14 protein-coding genes and 1 riboswitch are annotated in these 17,713 nt (G+C 58.6%); of the genes, 11 read left to right on the forward strand and 3 right to left on the reverse strand.

Annotated features, from left to right (window positions below; genetic code table 11):
* Nucleotides 1–381 precede the first annotated feature (381 nt).
* The 5 genes from leuL (at nucleotide 382) to leuD (ending at nucleotide 5,248) form a co-directional block, all read left to right on the forward strand.
* Complete coding sequence (gene leuL / locus EH164_RS22945; RefSeq protein WP_124971575.1) at nucleotides 382–468, forward strand: leu operon leader peptide; 87 nt, start codon at nucleotides 382–384, stop codon at nucleotides 466–468.
* Nucleotides 469–560: 92 nt separating this feature from the next.
* A complete protein-coding gene (gene leuA, locus EH164_RS18645) occupies nucleotides 561–2,135 on the forward strand; it encodes a 2-isopropylmalate synthase (RefSeq protein WP_023480193.1) in 1,575 nt (524 codons plus the stop codon).
* Nucleotides 2,135–3,226 carry a 3-isopropylmalate dehydrogenase gene (gene leuB, locus EH164_RS18650; protein WP_124969825.1) on the forward strand — a complete coding sequence of 364 codons (1,092 nt, stop codon included), beginning with the start codon at nucleotides 2,135–2,137 and terminating at the stop codon, nucleotides 3,224–3,226. The genes leuA and leuB overlap by 1 nt, the downstream gene beginning before the upstream one ends.
* Before the next feature lie 2 nt (nucleotides 3,227–3,228).
* A complete protein-coding gene (leuC, locus tag EH164_RS18655) occupies nucleotides 3,229–4,632 on the forward strand; it encodes a 3-isopropylmalate dehydratase large subunit (protein ID WP_076768896.1) in 1,404 nt (467 codons plus the stop codon).
* Between the two features lie 10 nt (nucleotides 4,633–4,642).
* Nucleotides 4,643–5,248 carry a 3-isopropylmalate dehydratase small subunit gene (leuD, locus tag EH164_RS18660; protein ID WP_042718363.1) on the forward strand — a complete coding sequence of 202 codons (606 nt, stop codon included), beginning with the start codon at nucleotides 4,643–4,645 and terminating at the stop codon, nucleotides 5,246–5,248.
* 300 nt (nucleotides 5,249–5,548) lie between these two features.
* Here the strand turns inward: leuD and EH164_RS18665 are convergent, their stop codons facing one another.
* Entirely contained in the window at nucleotides 5,549–6,727 is a 1,179-nt protein-coding gene (locus tag EH164_RS18665; RefSeq protein WP_023480372.1) for a sugar efflux transporter, read from the reverse strand.
* Nucleotides 6,728–6,973: 246 nt separating this feature from the next.
* On the opposite strand from EH164_RS18665, the gene sgrR reads away from it, so the two are divergent.
* The 4 genes from sgrR (at nucleotide 6,974) to thiQ (ending at nucleotide 12,050) form a co-directional block, all read left to right on the forward strand.
* Nucleotides 6,974–8,629, forward strand: a complete 1,656-nt coding sequence (sgrR, locus tag EH164_RS18670; RefSeq protein WP_094419351.1) for an HTH-type transcriptional regulator SgrR — start codon at nucleotides 6,974–6,976, stop codon at nucleotides 8,627–8,629.
* Nucleotides 8,630–8,665: 36 nt separating this feature from the next.
* Nucleotides 8,666–8,766, forward strand: a riboswitch (TPP riboswitch).
* 29 nt (nucleotides 8,767–8,795) lie between these two features.
* On the forward strand, nucleotides 8,796–9,779 hold the full coding sequence (gene thiB, locus EH164_RS18675) for a thiamine ABC transporter substrate binding subunit (protein WP_124969828.1): 984 nt from the start codon (nucleotides 8,796–8,798) through the stop codon (nucleotides 9,777–9,779).
* Complete coding sequence (thiP, locus tag EH164_RS18680) at nucleotides 9,755–11,365, forward strand: thiamine/thiamine pyrophosphate ABC transporter permease ThiP (RefSeq protein ID WP_124971578.1); 1,611 nt, start codon at nucleotides 9,755–9,757, stop codon at nucleotides 11,363–11,365. Before thiB ends, thiP begins: the two co-directional genes overlap by 25 nt.
* Nucleotides 11,349–12,050, forward strand: coding sequence for a thiamine ABC transporter ATP-binding protein ThiQ (thiQ, locus tag EH164_RS18685; protein ID WP_124969831.1), 702 nt, complete (start codon nucleotides 11,349–11,351; stop codon nucleotides 12,048–12,050). The genes thiP and thiQ overlap by 17 nt, the downstream gene beginning before the upstream one ends.
* On the opposite strand, the gene EH164_RS18690 is transcribed toward thiQ, so the two are convergent.
* Together EH164_RS18690 and araC are read right to left on the reverse strand one after the other, a co-directional pair.
* The gene (locus EH164_RS18690) at nucleotides 12,044–12,814 is read right to left on the reverse strand and encodes a DedA family protein (protein WP_042718354.1); all 771 of its coding nucleotides are present in this window, start codon (nucleotides 12,812–12,814) and stop codon (nucleotides 12,044–12,046) included. The genes thiQ and EH164_RS18690 overlap by 7 nt on opposite strands.
* A 126-nt stretch (nucleotides 12,815–12,940) precedes the next feature.
* Complete coding sequence (araC, locus tag EH164_RS18695) at nucleotides 12,941–13,786, reverse strand: arabinose operon transcriptional regulator AraC (RefSeq protein ID WP_023480364.1); 846 nt, start codon at nucleotides 13,784–13,786, stop codon at nucleotides 12,941–12,943.
* 337 nt (nucleotides 13,787–14,123) lie between these two features.
* On the opposite strand from araC, the gene araB reads away from it, so the two are divergent.
* Together araB and araA are read left to right on the forward strand one after the other, a co-directional pair.
* Nucleotides 14,124–15,815: a ribulokinase gene (gene araB / locus EH164_RS18700; RefSeq protein ID WP_054802795.1), complete on the forward strand. Its 1,692-nt coding sequence runs from the start codon at nucleotides 14,124–14,126 to the stop codon at nucleotides 15,813–15,815.
* 10 nt (nucleotides 15,816–15,825) lie between these two features.
* The gene (gene araA / locus EH164_RS18705; protein ID WP_094419346.1) at nucleotides 15,826–17,328 is read left to right on the forward strand and encodes an L-arabinose isomerase; all 1,503 of its coding nucleotides are present in this window, start codon (nucleotides 15,826–15,828) and stop codon (nucleotides 17,326–17,328) included.
* The last annotated feature ends 385 nt before the right edge of the window (nucleotides 17,329–17,713 follow it).

Here is a 17,713-nt window from a genome sequence, read left to right on the forward strand (position 1 = left end):
TAAAGCTTACATTTAATTTCCTGGATGAAATTAAAAAAAGCATTACTTAGCCCTGTAATATAAATTATTTTTTAATATTTTCACTTCCATAGCTGTTTTGTAACGATAATCATAAGTCGATCGCCCTACCCACCATTTTATTTAACATCTTGTCGAAAGGGATTATTAATTCTCCGCGCCTTGCCTTCGCTTTTTCTTACGAAAAGTCTTATGAACACAAAAAGCAAGAATGTCGCGATCTCGCTAATTACACAGCAGATTAAACTAAAGCGCGGGGCGATGATTTGCGCTTCAACATAGCCAGTTTTCGCCGGGGGGTTGACATCAAAGTGCGTATCCAGTACCACTAAAAGCATATCGATTTTAACGGGAGCAAGATTCATGATTCGTCACGTTCGTTTCGCTGGTCTACTACTACTAAACGCATTAACTGTGCGCGGTAGACCGGTGGACGACACTCAGAACTGAATCGTCTTCCTGTTAAGACTAAGAACCCGCGCCTTGGCGCGGGTTTTTTTATGCTCGTAGCGAGGCGGCCAAAGCGAACAAGGATCTAAACCATGAGCCAGCAGCAAGTCGTAATTTTCGATACCACCTTACGTGACGGTGAACAGGCATTGCAGGCAAGCCTGAGTGTGAAAGAGAAGCTGCAGATCGCCCTGGCGCTGGAGCGCATGGGTGTTGATGTGATGGAAGTCGGTTTTCCGGTCTCGTCGCCGGGCGATTTTGAGTCCGTGCAGACCATCGCCCGCCAGGTAAAAAACAGCCGTGTCTGCGCTCTGGCGCGCTGCGTAGAGAAAGATATTGATGTCGCCGCAGAGTCACTGAAAGTGGCTGAAGCGTTCCGTATTCACACCTTTATCGCCACCTCGCCGATGCATATCGCCACCAAGCTGCGCAGCACGCTGGATGAAGTGATTGAGCGCGCGATCTATATGGTGAAACGTGCGCGTAACTACACCGATGACGTGGAGTTTTCCTGTGAAGATGCCGGGCGTACGCCGATTGAAGACCTGGCGCGCGTTGTCGAAGCGGCAATCAATGCCGGGGCGAAAACCATCAATATCCCGGACACCGTGGGCTACACCATGCCGTTCGAGTTTGCCAATATCATCACCGGCCTGTATGACCGCGTTCCTAACATTGATAAAGCCATTATCTCTGTCCACACCCATGATGACTTAGGCCTGGCCGTCGGTAATTCGATTGCCGCCGTGCATGCCGGTGCGCGCCAGGTGGAAGGTGCGATGAACGGCATCGGCGAACGTGCCGGTAACTGTTCACTGGAAGAGGTGATCATGGCGATTAAAGTGCGCAAAGACATTATGAATGTGCACACCCGCATCAATCATCAGGAGATCTGGCGCACCAGCCAGACCGTGGCTCAGATCTGCAATATGCCGATCCCGGCCAACAAAGCGATCGTCGGCACCGGCGCCTTCGCCCACTCCTCCGGCATCCATCAGGATGGCGTGCTGAAAAACCGCGAAAACTACGAAATCATGACGCCAGAGTCGATCGGCCTGAACCAGGTGCAGCTGAACCTGACTTCACGCTCCGGTCGCGCAGCGGTCAAACACCGTATGGAAGAGATGGGCTATCAGGAGAGCGACTACAACCTGGATAACCTGTACGACGCCTTCCTGAAGCTGGCGGATAAAAAGGGCCAGGTCTTTGATTACGATCTGGAAGCGCTGGCCTTTATCAACAAACAGCAGGAAGAGCCGGAGCATTTCCGCCTGGAGTACTTCAATGTGCAGTCCGGCTCCAACGATATCGCCACCGCCTCGGTGAAACTGGCCTGCGGCGAGGAGATCAAAGCCGAAGCCGCCAACGGCAACGGGCCGGTTGACGCAGTCTACCAGGCGATTAACCGCGTCACCGAGTATGACATTGAGCTGGTGAAATACAGCCTGACGGCGAAAGGCCACGGGAAAGATGCGCTGGGCCAGGTTGATATCGTCGTCAATTACAACAACCGCCGCTTCCACGGCATCGGCCTGGCAACAGATATCGTTGAGTCCTCCGTCAAAGCGATGGTCAACGTGCTGAACACCATCTGGCGCGCCGCGGAAGTGGAAAAAGAGTTGCAACGTAAAGCGCAGAACAAAGAAAACAACAAGGAAACCGTGTGATGTCGAAAAGTTACCATATTGCCGTGCTGCCGGGAGACGGCATTGGCCCGGAAGTGATGGCGCAAGCCCTGAAAGTACTGGAAGCCGTGCGCAGCCGTTTCACGATGCGAATTACCACCAGCCATTACGACGTTGGCGGTATCGCCATTGACCGCCACGGCAACCCGCTGCCGCAGGCGACGGTCGAAGGCTGCGAGCAGGCCGATGCGATTCTGTTTGGCTCCGTCGGCGGCCCGAAATGGGAAAACCTGCCGCCAGCGCAGCAGCCGGAGCGCGGCGCGCTGCTGCCACTGCGTAAACACTTCAAGCTGTTCAGCAACCTGCGTCCGGCCAAACTCTATGCGGGCCTGGAAGCCTTCTGCCCGCTGCGCGAAGATATCGCCGCCAACGGTTTCGATATCCTGTGCGTACGCGAACTGACCGGCGGCATCTACTTCGGCCAACCGAAAGGGCGCGAAGGCAGCGGTCAGCATGAGAAAGCTTACGACACCGAAATTTATCACCGCTTTGAGATCGAGCGCATTGCGCGTATCGCTTTCGAGTCGGCGCGCAAACGCGGCAAAAAAGTCCACTCCATCGATAAAGCCAACGTGCTGCAAACTTCGCTGCTGTGGCGTGAAATCGTCAATGAGATCGCGGGCGAATACCCGGACATTGAGCTGGCGCATATGTATATCGATAACGCCACCATGCAGCTGATTAAAGATCCCTCCCAGTTCGACGTGCTGCTCTGCTCCAACCTGTTCGGCGATATCCTCTCTGACGAGTGCGCGATGATCACCGGCTCAATGGGCATGCTGCCCTCTGCCAGTCTGAATGAGCAGGGCTTTGGCCTGTATGAACCGGCGGGCGGCTCCGCGCCGGATATCGCGGGCAAAAATATCGCCAACCCGATCGCGCAGATCCTGTCGCTGGCGCTGCTGCTGCGCTACAGCCTGAATGCAGACGAGGCGGCAACGGCCATTGAACAGGCCATTAACCGGGCTTTAGAAGAGGGCGTTCGCACCGGCGATTTAGCGCGTGGCGCGTCCGCAGTCAGTACCGATGAGATGGGCGATATCATCGCTCGTTATGTCGCAGAAGGGGTGTAATCATGGCTAAGAGTTTGTACGAAAAGTTATTTGACGCCCATGTGGTCTATGAAGCGCCGAACGAGACCCCGCTGCTCTATATCGACCGCCATCTGGTGCATGAAGTGACCTCGCCGCAGGCGTTTGACGGCCTGCGCGCGCACAATCGCCCGGTGCGTCAGCCGGGTAAAACCTTCGCCACGATGGATCACAACGTCTCGACGCAGACCAAAGATATTAACGCCTCCGGCGAGATGGCGCGTATTCAGATGCAGGAGCTGATTAAGAACTGCAACGAATTTGGCGTCGAGCTGTATGACCTGAACCACCCCTATCAGGGCATCGTGCACGTGATGGGCCCGGAACAGGGCATCACCCTGCCGGGGATGACCATCGTCTGCGGCGACTCCCACACCGCCACACACGGCGCATTTGGCGCACTGGCGTTCGGTATCGGCACCTCAGAGGTGGAACATGTGCTGGCGACGCAGACCCTGAAACAGGGGCGCGCCAAAACCATGAAGATTGAAGTCAACGGCACCGCCGCGCCGGGCATTACCGCCAAAGATATTGTGCTGGCGATTATCGGCAAAACCGGCAGCGCTGGCGGCACCGGTCACGTGGTGGAGTTCTGCGGCGACGCGATCCGCGCGCTCAGCATGGAAGGCCGCATGACGCTGTGCAACATGGCGATTGAGATGGGTGCGAAAGCGGGCCTGGTCGCGCCGGATGAGACCACCTTTAACTACGTGCAGGGTCGCCTGCATGCGCCGAAGGGCAAAGATTTCGACGAAGCGGTCGCTTACTGGAAGACGCTCCAAACCGATGAAGGCGCCCACTTTGACCGCGTAGTCACCCTGCAGGCCGAGGATATCGCCCCGCAGGTCACCTGGGGCACTAACCCAGGCCAGGTGATCTCGGTCACCGAGATCATTCCCGATCCGGCCTCCTTCGCCGATCCGGTTGAGCGTGCCTCGGCGGAAAAAGCGCTGGCCTATATGGGGCTGAAACCGGGCGTACCGCTGACCGACGTGGCGATCGACAAAGTCTTTATCGGCTCCTGCACCAACTCACGCATTGAAGATTTGCGCGCGGCCGCGGCAATTGCCAAAGGGCGTAAAGTGGCGCCGGGCGTGCAGGCGCTGGTAGTTCCAGGCTCCGGCCCGGTAAAAGCACAGGCGGAAGCGGAAGGTCTGGATAAGATCTTTATCGAAGCCGGTTTTGAGTGGCGTCTGCCGGGCTGTTCGATGTGCCTGGCGATGAACAACGACCGCCTGAACCCGGGCGAGCGCTGTGCCTCCACCAGCAACCGTAACTTTGAAGGGCGTCAGGGCCGCGGCGGGCGTACCCATCTGGTCAGCCCGGCAATGGCCGCCGCTGCGGCAGTAACCGGTCGTTTCGCTGATATTCGTCATTTGCAGGCTTAAGGAGATCACCATGGCAGAGAAATTTACCCAACATACCGGGCTGGTGGTTCCGCTGGATGCCGCTAACGTCGATACCGACGCCATTATCCCGAAGCAGTTTTTGCAGAAAGTGACGCGCACCGGTTTTGGCGCGCATCTGTTTAACGACTGGCGTTTCCTCGACGATAAAGGCGAGCAGCCGAACCCGGAGTTTGTGCTCAACTTTCCCGAGTACAAAGGGGCGTCGATTTTGCTGGCGCGGGAGAACTTTGGCTGTGGCTCCTCGCGCGAGCATGCGCCGTGGGCGCTGACGGATTACGGCTTCAAAGTGGTGATTGCGCCAAGCTTTGCCGACATCTTCTATGGCAACAGCTTTAATAACCAGCTGCTGCCGGTGACCCTGAGCGACGAAGAGGTGGACGAGCTGTTTGCGCTGGTGCAGAGTAACCCGGGCATCACCTTTGAGGTGGATCTGCAGGCGCAGGTGGTTAAGGCGGGCGGCAAATCTTACAGCTTTACGCTCGACGCCTTCCGCCGCCACTGCATGCTGAACGGTCTGGACAGCATTGGCCTGACGCTGCAACACGACGACGCTATTGCCGCCTACGAAGCAAAACAACCCGCGTTTATGGGGTGATAGCCTGAAGCTGATTGTCGGATGGTTATCCGGCAGTCGGCATCGTGCGGGTTTGTTTGCCGGATGGCGGCGTTGCCTTATCCGGCCTACGGGTAACAATGCAAATGTGAAGACAACCCGCCTTTACGGGCTGGTAGCCTGAAGCTGATTGTCGGATGGTTATCCGGCAGTCGGCATCGTGCGGGTTTGTTTGCCGGATGGCGGCGTTGCCTTATCCGGCCTACGGGTAACAATGCAAATGTGAAGAGTAGGCCGGATAAGCGTTAGCGCCATCCGGCAATTGAACCGCCGCACCGCGCCTTACACATCCTTCACCCGGCTGGTGAGGAGCAGCGTCACCACCGACAGCCCGGCAATTCCCCAATACACCGAACCGTGACCAAAATATTGCGCCAGCGCGCCCTGAATAACGCCAGCCAGAATCACACCGGTTGAAATACTGTTGGTAAACAGCGTCGTCGCTGAACCTGCCCTGCCCGGCATCAAATCCTGGAACCAAAGCATACCGATCCCGGCGACAATACCGATAAACACCGCATTGAAAAACTGCAATAGCAACAGCGCCGTCTGGCTATGGAAAAAGAGCAGGCCGATGTAGAACAGCACACCTGCTGCAACGGCGATCAGCATCATCAGCCGCTTACCGAAACGCTTCACGAAATAACCCGCGAGGATCATCGCCGGGATCTCAAGGCCTGCGGCTGTGCCCATCAAAATGCCCGCCAGCTTGTCCGGCAGCCCCAGATCAAGGCTGATCCACAGCGGCATATCAATGATGTACATGGTGTTGCAGGTCCACATCAGCGTCGAGGCGATAAACAGCATGCGCACATTGCTGTCGCGCCAGCCGCTCACCTGCGTAACGGCTACGTCGGCAGGCTGCTCAACCCGTGGCACCGACGGCAGCCAAAAGGCAATCAGCACCAGGCTGACAATAAACAGCCCGGCGGCGATAGAAAACATGGCCACAAAGCCATAATTGAGCGCCAGCATAAACGCCAGCGGCGGCCCGATAACCCACGCCAGCGAGAGCTGCGCGCGCATAATCGAACTGAACATCACCACTTCCCGCGCCGAGCTGTCGGCGTACTCACGCGCCAGCGCGAAGAGCTGCGGCATCGCGGTGCTGGCAAGCGACGCCAGCAGCACGCCACAGGTGATTAAGGTCAGATAGTGACGGTTAAACGCGAACAGCAGCGCGTTTCCCACCGCCATCAGGCAGCAAAAGAGGATCAGCTTGCGCCGGTCGCCCTGGCTGTCGGATCGTTTTGCCAACGCAAGGCTGACGAGGATCCCGGCAATGGCGTTAACGGTATAGAACAGCCCGATCCAGAAGGGCTCTGCGCCCACTTCGCGGCTGAGGAACAGGCTCAGCGTCGGCGCCTGTACCGCACCGGCAACACCCATCATAAAGGCGACGATCATAAACGCGACGTAGACGCCATTCATGCGGCGTCCCATCGTCATCAACCAGAGCATGGCATTTCCTTGTTGAAAGCGGAAAACAGCGACGCAAGCTTAAACGAAAAAAGCCAGCAAAAACATTTTGCTGGCGGGTGCATTCGCACTTAATACTCAGTCACACATGATTCGGGCGAGTCAGTTTTTCCACACGCGTCGTCATTCCCCACTCCGCTATGCGCCTCCTCGCTTTCATCGCAGAGAAGTATCGGCTTAATATAGGGATAAATAAATTGCTGAGTTTTTGCCGGGAGTTCCTCTTTTATGTCCTCTGGTCGCCTGCAACAACAGTTCATCCGTCTGTGGCAATGCTGCGATGGAAAATCTCAGGAAACTACGCTTAACGAACTGGCGGAGCTGCTCAACTGCTCCCGCCGCCATATGCGCACCCTGCTCAACACCATGCAGACGCGCGGCTGGCTCACCTGGGAGGCGGAAGCCGGGCGCGGTAAACGCTCGCGCCTCACCTTCCTCTACACCGGCCTCGCGTTACAGCAGCAGCGGGCGGAAGATCTGCTCGAGCAGGATCGCATCGACCAGCTGGTGCAACTGGTAGGGGATAAAGCCGCCGTGCGCCAGATGCTGGTGTCGCATCTTGGCCGCAGTTTTCGCCAGGGGCGGCACATCCTGCGCGTGCTCTACTACCGCCCGCTGCGCAATTTGCTGCCCGGCTCGCCGCTGCGCCGCTCCGAAACCCATATGGCGCGGCAAATCTTCAGCACCCTGACGCGCATAAATGAGGAAAACGGGGAACTGGAAGCCGATATTGCTCACCACTGGAAAGCTATTTCTCCCCTGCACTGGCGCTTCTACTTACGCCCCGGCATCCACTTTCACCACGGCCGCGAGCTGGAGATGGCGGATGTTATCGCCTCCTTACAGCGCGCCAGCGCCCTGCCGCTCTACTCCCATATCCGCGATATCGTTTCCCCCACGCCGTGGACCCTCGACATTCACCTCTCGCAGCCCGACAGCTGGCTGCCGTGGCTGATGGGCCACGTGCCGGCGATGATCCTGCCGCAGGAGTGGGAAACGCTGGCGAACTTTGCCAGCCAGCCAATTGGCACCGGCCCTTACGCGGTGATGCGCAATACCCGCAACCAGTTAAAAATCCACGCCTTTGAGGATTACTTCGGTTTTCGCGCCCTGATTGATGAAGTGAATGTCTGGGTGCTGCCGGATGTCGGGGATGAGACCACCTGCGGCCTGACGCTTGAAGGACCAACGGAGGGCGAAAAAGCGGTGGAGAGCCGTCTCGAAGAGGGCTGCTACTACCTGCTGTTTGACGCGCGATCCAGCCGCGGCGCGAACCCGGCGGTGCGCGAATGGGTAAGCCGGATCCTTTCGCCAACCAATCTGCTGTGGCACGCCAGCGAACAGAACCAGCGCTACTGGTTTCCCGCCTATGGATTGCTGCCGCGCTGGCACCACGCGCGCCCTGGCAGTGGTGAAAAGCCCGCCGGGCTGGAGACGCTGACGCTCACCTTCTACCGCGAGCATAACGAGCACCAGGCGATTGCCCACACCATGAGTACGCTGTTGGCAGAACATGGCGTTAAGTTACTGATTCAGGAGGTCGATTACGATGAGTGGCATCGCGGCGAAACAGAGAGCGATATCTGGCTTAACAGCGCTAACTTTACACTGCCGCTCGACTTCTCGGTCTTCGCCAACCTCTATGAGGTGCCGTTGCTGCAACACTGCATCCCGCGCGACTGGCAGGCAGACGCCGCGCGCTGGCGCGCCGGGGAGATGAACCTGGCGATGTGGTCACAGCAGTTGCTGGCGAGTAAAGCGATTGTGCCGCTGATCCACCACTGGCTTCGCATTCAGGGGCAGCGCACCATGCGCGGGCTGCGCATGAATACTCTCGGCTGGTTTGACTTTAAATCGGCCTGGTTTGCGCCGCCGGATCCGTAATGCTTTCAGATTGTTTACCAAATCATTACAATAGCGCCGTTCTCAACGGGGTGCTGCGCTTCACGCGCGTGCTGAGAAAATACCCGTCGAACCTGATCCGGATAACGCCGGCGAAGGGATTTGAGGCTCTCTCAAAATCCTTTGCCACCCATTTATGAGGTGCAAAGTGTTAAAAAAATCGTTGTCACTGCTGCTGCTTATTGCCGCGCCCGTTTTCGCTAAACCCGTCCTGACCGTCTACACCTACGACTCCTTCGCCGCCGAATGGGGGCCAGGCCCTGCGGTAAAAAAAGCCTTTGAAGCCGACTGCAACTGCGAGCTGAAGTTCGTGGCGCTGGAAGATGGCGTCTCGCTGCTCAACCGTCTGCGCATGGAGGGCAAAAAGAGCAAAGCTGACGTCGTGCTCGGTCTTGATAACAACTTGCTGGAAGCCGCGACCCAGACCAAACTCTTCGCCAAAAGCGGCGTGCCGGATGACGCGGTGAAAGTGCCGGGCGGCTGGAGCAATGACACCTTTGTGCCGTTCGATTACGGCTGGTTCGCCTTCGTCTATGACAAAACCAAACTGAAAAACCCGCCGAAGAGCCTGAAAGAGCTGGTCGAAAGCGATCAGAAGTGGCGCGTGATTTATGAAGATCCGCGCACCAGCACGCCAGGGCTCGGCCTGCTGCTGTGGATGCAGAAAGTCTATGGCGATAAAGCCCCGGAAGCCTGGCAAAAGCTGGCGGGCAAAACCGTTACCGTCACCAAAGGGTGGAGCGAAGCCTACGGCCTCTTTTTGAAAGGTGAAAGCGATCTGGTACTGAGCTATACCACCTCGCCTGCCTACCACATCATCGAAGAGAAGAAAGAGAACTACGCGGCGGCGAACTTCAGCGAAGGCCACTATTTGCAGGTTGAAGTTGCGGCGCGCACCGCCGCCAGCAAGCAGCCGGAGCTGGCAGAAAAATTCCTCAAATTTATGGTTTCACCGGCTTTCCAGAGCACCATCCCTACCGGCAACTGGATGTACCCGGTGAGCAACGTCACGCTGCCCGCCGGTTTTGACCAGCTTGAGAAACCGCAAACTTCGCTGCAATTCTCGCCACAAGAGGTGGCCGCCCAGCGCGCAGCATGGATAGCCTCGTGGCAACGCGCCGTCAGCCGCTGATCCCCGGCTGGCTGCTGCCTGGCCTCACCGCCGCCACGCTGATGGTGGCGGTGGCGCTGGCGGCCTTTTTCGCGCTGTGGCAAAACGCACCTGTCGAAGGGCTATCTGACTTTTTATCGGACAGCTATCTGTGGCACGTGGTGCGTTTCTCCTTCTGGCAGGCTTTTCTCTCCGCCCTGCTCTCCGTGGTGCCCGCCATTTTCCTCGCCCGTGCGCTCTACCGGCGACGCTTTCCCGGCCGCCAGTTGCTGCTGCGCTTATGTGCGATGACGCTGATCCTGCCGGTGCTGGTGGCGGTGTTTGGCATTCTCAGCGTCTATGGTCGCCAGGGGTGGCTCGCCACGCTCTGCCAGACGCTTGGCCTCGAGTGGAGCTTTTCGCCATACGGTTTGCAGGGCATCCTGCTGGCGCACCTCTTTTTTAACCTGCCGATGGCCTCGCGCCTGCTGCTACAGGCGCTGGAGCAGATCCCCGGTGAGCAGCGCCAGCTGGCAGCCCAGCTCGGCATGCGCGGCTGGGCCTTCTTCCGCTTTGTTGAGTGGCCCTGGCTGCGCCGCCAGATCCCGCCAGTGGCAGCGCTGATCTTTATGCTCTGCTTCGCCAGTTTCGCCACCGTGCTGTCGCTGGGCGGCGGTCCGCAGGCGACCACCATAGAGCTTGCCATCTACCAGGCGCTCAGCTTTGATTTCGATCCCGCCCGCGCGGCGATACTGGCGCTGATCCAGATGATCTGCTGCCTCGGGCTGGTGCTGTTAAGCCAGCGGATGAGTAAAGCCTTCGCCGTCGGTAGCCATCACATTCAGGGCTGGCGCGATCCGGAAACGCGCTGGTTTAGCCGCCTCGCCGATACGCTGTTAATCGTGCTGGCGCTGCTGCTCATGCTACCGCCGCTGCTGGCGGTGATTGTCGACGGGCTTAATGTCAGTTTGCTGAAGGTGCTGGCAGAGCCAGTGCTGTGGCAGGCGGTGTGGACGTCGCTACGTATCGCGCTGGTCGCCGGGCTGCTCTGCGTGGTGCTGACCATGATGCTGCTGTGGAGCAGCCGCGAACTGCGCGCGCGCCACCGCGCAGCCGCCGGGCAGACGCTCGAACTGAGCGGCATGCTGATTCTGGCGATGCCGGGGATTGTGCTGGCGACCGGCTTTTTCCTGCTGCTCAATAACACCATCGGCCTGCCCGACTCTGCCGATGGCATTGTGATGTTTACCAACGCGCTGATGGCGATCCCTTATGCGTTAAAGGTGCTGGAAAACCCGATGCGCGATCTCACCGCGCGGTATGCCCTGCTCTGCCAGTCGCTCGATATTGCCGGTTTTCGCCGCCTGTGGGTGGTGGAGCTGCGCGCGCTGAAACGCCCGCTGGCGCAGGCGCTGGCCTTTGCCTGCGTGCTGTCGATCGGTGATTTTGGCGTGGTGGCGCTGTTCGGCAATGAAGATTTCCGCACGCTGCCCTTCTATCTCTATCAGCAAATCGGTTCTTACCGCAGCCAGGATGGAGCCGTCACCGCGCTGATCCTGCTGCTGCTCTGCTTTTTACTCTTCACTGTGATTGAAAAACTACCGGGCCGCCATGCTAAGACTGATTGATGTCACCTGGCTTTACGAACACCTGCCGATGCGCTTTACCCTTGCAGCCGAACGGGGTGAGCAAATTGCCATTCTCGGCCCCAGCGGCGCAGGCAAGAGCACGCTGCTGAACCTGATTGCCGGGTTTATTACCCCGGCGAGCGGCACGATTTTACTCGGCGATGAGGATCACACCCGCACGCCGCCCGCGCGCCGTCCGGTGTCGATGCTGTTTCAGGAGAACAACCTCTTCACCCACCTGACGGTGCGGCAGAATATTGGCCTGGGGTTACATCCGGGGTTGAAGCTGAATGCCGCGCAGCGGGAGAAGCTTAATGAGATTGCCGCCACCATGGGGCTGGAGAGCCTGCTTGAGCGACTGCCGGATCAGCTCTCCGGCGGCCAGCGCCAGCGCGTAGCGTTAGCACGCTGTCTGGTGCGCGAGCAGCCGCTGCTGCTGCTGGATGAGCCCTTTTCCGCGCTCGATCCCGCCCTGCGCCAGGAGATGCTTGCGCTGGTGCAGAGCGTCTGCCGTCGCCAGCAGTTAACATTGCTGATGGTGTCGCACAGCGTGGAGGATGCCGCGCGCATTGCCGAACGCGCGCTGGTGGTCGCCGAAGGGCGTATCGCCTGGGATGGCGCAACCGACACGCTGCTTAGCGGCAACGCGCCGGTCTCCGCCCTGCTCGGCATTCAGGCTCAGTGACCGCGGATCACCTTGCCGAGAATATCGAGATAGATCGGCATCAGCGGGTGTTTTGCCAGCATCACTACTGCGGCAATAGCAATCACCATCGTGCCCGGTGCCAGCCAGAGCAGGCGCTGGCGCGGCAGGTATGCCGTTAAGCGATCGCTGCCCGATTTGCCCGCCCGCCACAGACGCCAGCAGAGCCAACAGGCCAGCCAGAGCACAATCGCCGTCAGCAGCAGCAGCCATTTAAAACTGCTGCTCTGCATATCGGCAGGAATATCGATCGCCGCACCGGCAAGAATCCCCGGCAGGAAGTAGAACGGCGGCCACAGCAGGCAGCCAATGATATTCGGCGGTAAAAATTTGCGGATCGGCAGATCGAGCATTCCGGCGACCATTGGCACCAGCGGGCGCGTCGGGCCGACAAAGCGCCCCACCAGAATGGTAAACAGGCTGTGCTCATGCAGCGCGTGTTCGGTCTTATCGAGCAGCCCTTTGTGCTTTTTCAGGAAAGACCAGCGGTGCAGCGGTTTCTTAAAGCGCCAGCCGAGCCAGAAGGAGATCCAGTCGCCAAGCAGGCAGCCTACAATGCCCGCCAGCCACGCATGCCAGAAATTAACTTCCCCGCTGCCAATCAGCGCGCCCAGCGCCGCCATCATCACCGTGCCGGGAAGGATCAGCCCCACCAGCGCCAGCGACTCAAAAAAAGCGACCAGCGCAATCGCCACCAGCGAGTACATGGCTGACTGGGTAATAAAGTGTTCCAGCAATGCTTCCATAAAGGGTCCTGTTCAGATTGAACGGCGGATTCTGCGGAGCGCCTCCGCCACCGTCAAGCTTTCAATTATCTGAATCTTTACCACTTATGTCAGATTGAAGAACAGATTATTTCCATTCTTTACGCTTCATTCACATCCTGCACGAAACTCGCTCGGGCTGGCACCGGTGCATTTTTTAAACACCCGAGAAAAGTAGAGCTGATCGTCAAAGCCGACGTTGCGCCCGACGCTGGCAATCGGCATCCGCGTGGTGCTCAGCAGCAGCTTCGCCTGGCTGATGCGCTGATCTTCACGCCAGCTCAACACGCTGACGCCAAGCTGCTGGCGAAAGAGATGCGACAGGCGCGACGGCGAGAGGCAGACATGCTGCGCGACGCTGGCGATATCAAAATGGTTATCGGAAAGGTGGTCGCTGATGTACTGGCAGGCATCACGCACGCGGTTATCAAGGGGCGGATTGAGGGATTCGTTGATCGCCTCCATGCGCCGCAGCAGTAACTGTTCGAGCAGGTTGATCGCCAGATGTTCGGCGTAGCGCCCGGCGCTCTGCCCGGCGTCGATAATTTGCGCAAAAAGGTCGCGAAAACGATCCATATGCGCATCATCCGGGCGGTAAAAACCGGTTTGCGCGAAGAGCGTCGGCCAGTTTAGCCACTCCTGCCAGTAGGCGCGCGGACGGAAGTAGACCCACTGGTGATACCACGCCTCGGCGTCAGGATGGCGGCCATAGTGGTGAATCTCGCCGGGGGGAAAGAGCAGAATATCGCCGGGGCGGCAGACAAACTGTTTGCCCTGGTTCATCACCACGCCTTCGCCGCGCACCGTCAGGTTGAGGATATAGCCCTTCATCCCCATCGGTCGGTCAACAAAAAAGTCGAGATAGCTTTCCGATTCAATCGGCGTCAGACCCGCCACCAGGTGCGCGTTAAACGAGTACCCGGGCAGCAGTGGATCATTTTGAGATTCGGCCATAAAACGCATTACTCCCCTACCCGACAAGGAAACCAATTGTCCATATTGTCATTCCCGTTATTTCCCGGCTAATGGCGGGCAGAGCGCGTCAATACTGCCATCACGCGATGCCGCAAGACAAAAGCGATAAGCCCTTTTTAACGCCTTAAAGCAGGGTCAAAACGGATAACGAAAGTGTCTATAAAGGCGACAGAAATGTCCACATCGAATTTTTGCACGGCGTCACACTTTGCGATGCCATAGCAATTTCGTCCATAAGATTAGCGAATCCTGCCTGACGGTTTTCGCCGCCGATCTCTATCGTTTTTCTAACGGTTATTCTTATGGAGCACTAAGCATGGCAATCACGATTGGCCTCGATTTCGGCAGCGATTCAGTACGTGCGCTGGCGGTAGACTGCACATCCGGGGCGGAGATCGCCACCAGCGTCGAGTGGTATCCGCGCTGGCAGGAGGGCCGTTATTGCGACGCGCCGCATAACCAGTTTCGCCATCACCCGCGCGATTACATCGAATCGATGGAAGCGGCGCTCAAAAGCGTGCTGGCAGAGTTAAGCGACGCCCAGCGCGCAGAGATCAAAGGCATTGGCGTAGACAGCACCGGCTCCACCCCGGCGCCGATTGATGCCGAAGGCCGTGTGCTGGCGCTGCGTCCGGAGTTTGCCGACAACCCGAACGCCATGTTCGTGTTGTGGAAAGATCACACCGCCGTGGAAGAGGCGGAAGCCATCACCCGCTTGTGCCACACCTCCGGTAAAACCGACTACTCGCGCTACATTGGCGGCATCTACTCCAGCGAATGGTTCTGGGCAAAGATCCTGCACGTGACCCGCGCCGACAGCGCCGTGGCGCAGGCCGCCGCCTCGTGGATCGAGCTGTGCGACTGGGTGCCTGCCCTCCTTTCCGGCACCACGCGCCCGGAAGCGATTCGCCGCGGGCGTTGCAGCGCCGGGCATAAATCCCTGTGGCATGAAAGCTGGGGCGGTCTGCCGCCTGCCGCCTTCTTTGATGAACTCGATCCGATTATCAATAAACACCTGCGCTGGCCGCTCTTTACCGAAACCTTTACCGCCGACCGCCCGGTGGGCACGCTGACCGCCGAGTGGGCGCAGCGCCTGGGGCTGCCTGAATCGGTGGTGATCTCCGGCGGCGCGTTCGACTGCCATATGGGTGCCGTTGGCGCGGGCGCACAGCCCAATACGCTGGTGAAAGTGATCGGCACCTCCACTTGCGACATTCTTATCGCCGATAAACAGAGCGTTGGCGACCGCGCGGTGAAAGGTATCTGCGGCCAGGTGGATGGCAGCGTGGTACCGGACTTTATCGGCCTCGAAGCGGGGCAATCCGCCTTCGGCGATATCTACGCCTGGTTTGGCCGCATCCTCGGCTGGCCGCTGGAACAGCTGGCGCAGCAGCACCCGGAACTGAAAGAGCAGATCAAAGCCAGCCAGAAACAGCTGCTGCCAGCGCTTACCGACGCGTGGGTGAAAAACCCCTCTCTCGATCACCTGCCGGTGGTGCTCGACTGGTTCAACGGCCGCCGCACGCCAAACGCTAACCAGCGCCTGAAAGGGGTGATCACCGATCTGAATCTTGCCACCGACGCCCCGGCGCTGTTCGGCGGACTGATTGCCGCCACCGCCTTCGGTGCCCGCGCGATTATGGAGTGCTTTACCGAACAGGGTATTGCCGTTGACAACGTAATGGCACTTGGCGGCATCGCACGTAAAAACCTCGGCGTGATGCAGGCCTGCTGCGATGTGCTCAACCGCCCGTTGCAGGTTGTCGCCTCTGAACAGTGCTGTGCGCTGGGCGCGGCCATCTTTGCCGCCGTCGCCGCAGAAGTACACGCCGATATCCCGGCTGCGCAGCAGAAGATGGCGAGCGCCATCGAGAAAACGCTCCAGCCTTCAGCGCAGGCGCAGCAGTTTGAACGGCTCTATCGTCGCTATCAGCAGTGGGCCGTCAGCGCCGAGCAGCACTATCTCCCTTCAGCCGCGACAGTTTCGCCGGCCGCGTTAACCCATTAAGGACACGATCATGACTATTTTCGACAAGTATGAAATTTGGTTCGTTATTGGCAGCCAGCACCTGTACGGGCCGGAAGCCCTGAAGCAGGTGACGCATCATGCCGAGCAGGTGGTTAACGCCCTCAACGCAGAAGCGAAACTGCCCTGCAAACTGACGCTGAAGCCGCTGGGAACCACGCCGGATGAGATCACCGCCATCTGCCGCGATGCCAACTATGACGAGAAGTGCGCCGGGCTGGTGGTGTGGCTGCACACCTTCTCGCCGGCGAAAATGTGGATCAACGGCCTCTCTATCCTCAACAAGCCGCTGTTGCAGTTCCATACCCAGTTCAATGCCTCCCTGCCGTGGGACAGCATTGATATGGACTTTATGAACCTCAATCAGACCGCGCACGGCGGCCGTGAATTTGGCTTTATCGGCGCGCGTATGCGCCAGCAGCACAGCGTGGTAACCGGTCACTGGCAGGATAAACAGGCTCACTCCCGCATCGGCGCGTGGATGCGCCAGGCGGTATCTAAACAGGATACCCGCCACCTGAAAGTGGTGCGCTTTGGCGACAACATGCGCGAAGTGGCGGTAACCGACGGCGATAAAGTGGCCGCGCAGATCAAGTTTGGCTTCTCGGTGAATACCTGGGGCGTCGGCGATCTGGTGCAGGTAGTGAATGCGGTGAGCGACGGCGATATCAATGCGCTGGTCGATGAGTATGAGAGCAGCTACCGCCTGACCGCAGCGGCACAGGTGAACGGCGATAAACGCCAGAACGTAATTGATGCCGCGCGTATCGAGCTTGGCCTGAAACGCTTCTTAGAAGAGGGCGGCTTCCACGCCTTCACCACCACTTTTGAAGATCTGCACGGCCTGAAACAGCTGCCGGGCCTGGCGGTACAGCGCCTGATGCAGCAGGGCTACGGCTTTGCCGGCGAAGGCGACTGGAAGACCGCAGCGCTGCTGCGCATTATGAAGGTGATGTCCGGCGGCCTGAACGGCGGCACCTCCTTTATGGAGGATTACACCTATCACTTTGAGAATGGCAACGACCTGGTGCTCGGCTCGCATATGCTGGAAGTGTGCCCCTCTATCGCTCTCGACGAAAAACCGACGCTGGACGTGCAGTATCTCGGCATCGGTGGCAAGGCCGATCCGGCGCGTCTGATCTTCTCCACCAAAACGGGACCGGCGATCAACGCCAGCCTGATCGATCTCGGCGATCGCTTCCGCCTGCTGGTGAACTGTGTTGAAGCGGTGAAAACGCCGCACGATCTGCCGAATCTGCCGGTGGCGAATGCCCTGTGGAAAGCGCTGCCGGATCTCAATACTGCCTCCGAAGCGTGGATCCTCGCCGGTGGCGCGCACCATACCGTCTTTAGCCAGGCGCTGACGCTTGATGATATGCGCCAGTTCAGCGAGCTGCACGGCATTGAGCTGACGGTGATTGATGAAGATACCCGCCTGCCAGCGTTTAAAGATGCGCTGCGCTGGAACGAGCTCTATTACGGTTCTAAGCGCTAAGCCGATGCCCGGTGGCACTGCGTTTACCGGGCCTACAAAACCCATATGCCGGATAGATGCAGCGTCATCCGGCAATACAGACGACACGAACCCGTAGGCCGGATAAGCGCAGCGCCATCCGGCAATACAGACAAAACGAACCCGTAGGCCGGATAGATGCAGCGCCATCCGGCAATACAGACGACACGAACCCGTAGGCCGGATAAGCACAGCGCCATCCGGCAATACAGACAAAACGAACCCGTAGGCCGGATAAGCGCAGCGCCATCCGACAATACAGACAAAACGAACCCTTAGGCCGGATAAGCACAGCGCCATCCGGCAATACAGACGACACAAATCCGTAGGCCGGATAAGCCACGCGCCATCCGGCAATACAGGAGAA

The sequence above is a fragment of the Kosakonia sp. CCTCC M2018092 genome (assembly GCF_003864115.1).
In the GTDB taxonomy this organism is placed as follows: domain Bacteria; phylum Pseudomonadota; class Gammaproteobacteria; order Enterobacterales; family Enterobacteriaceae; genus Kosakonia; species Kosakonia cowanii.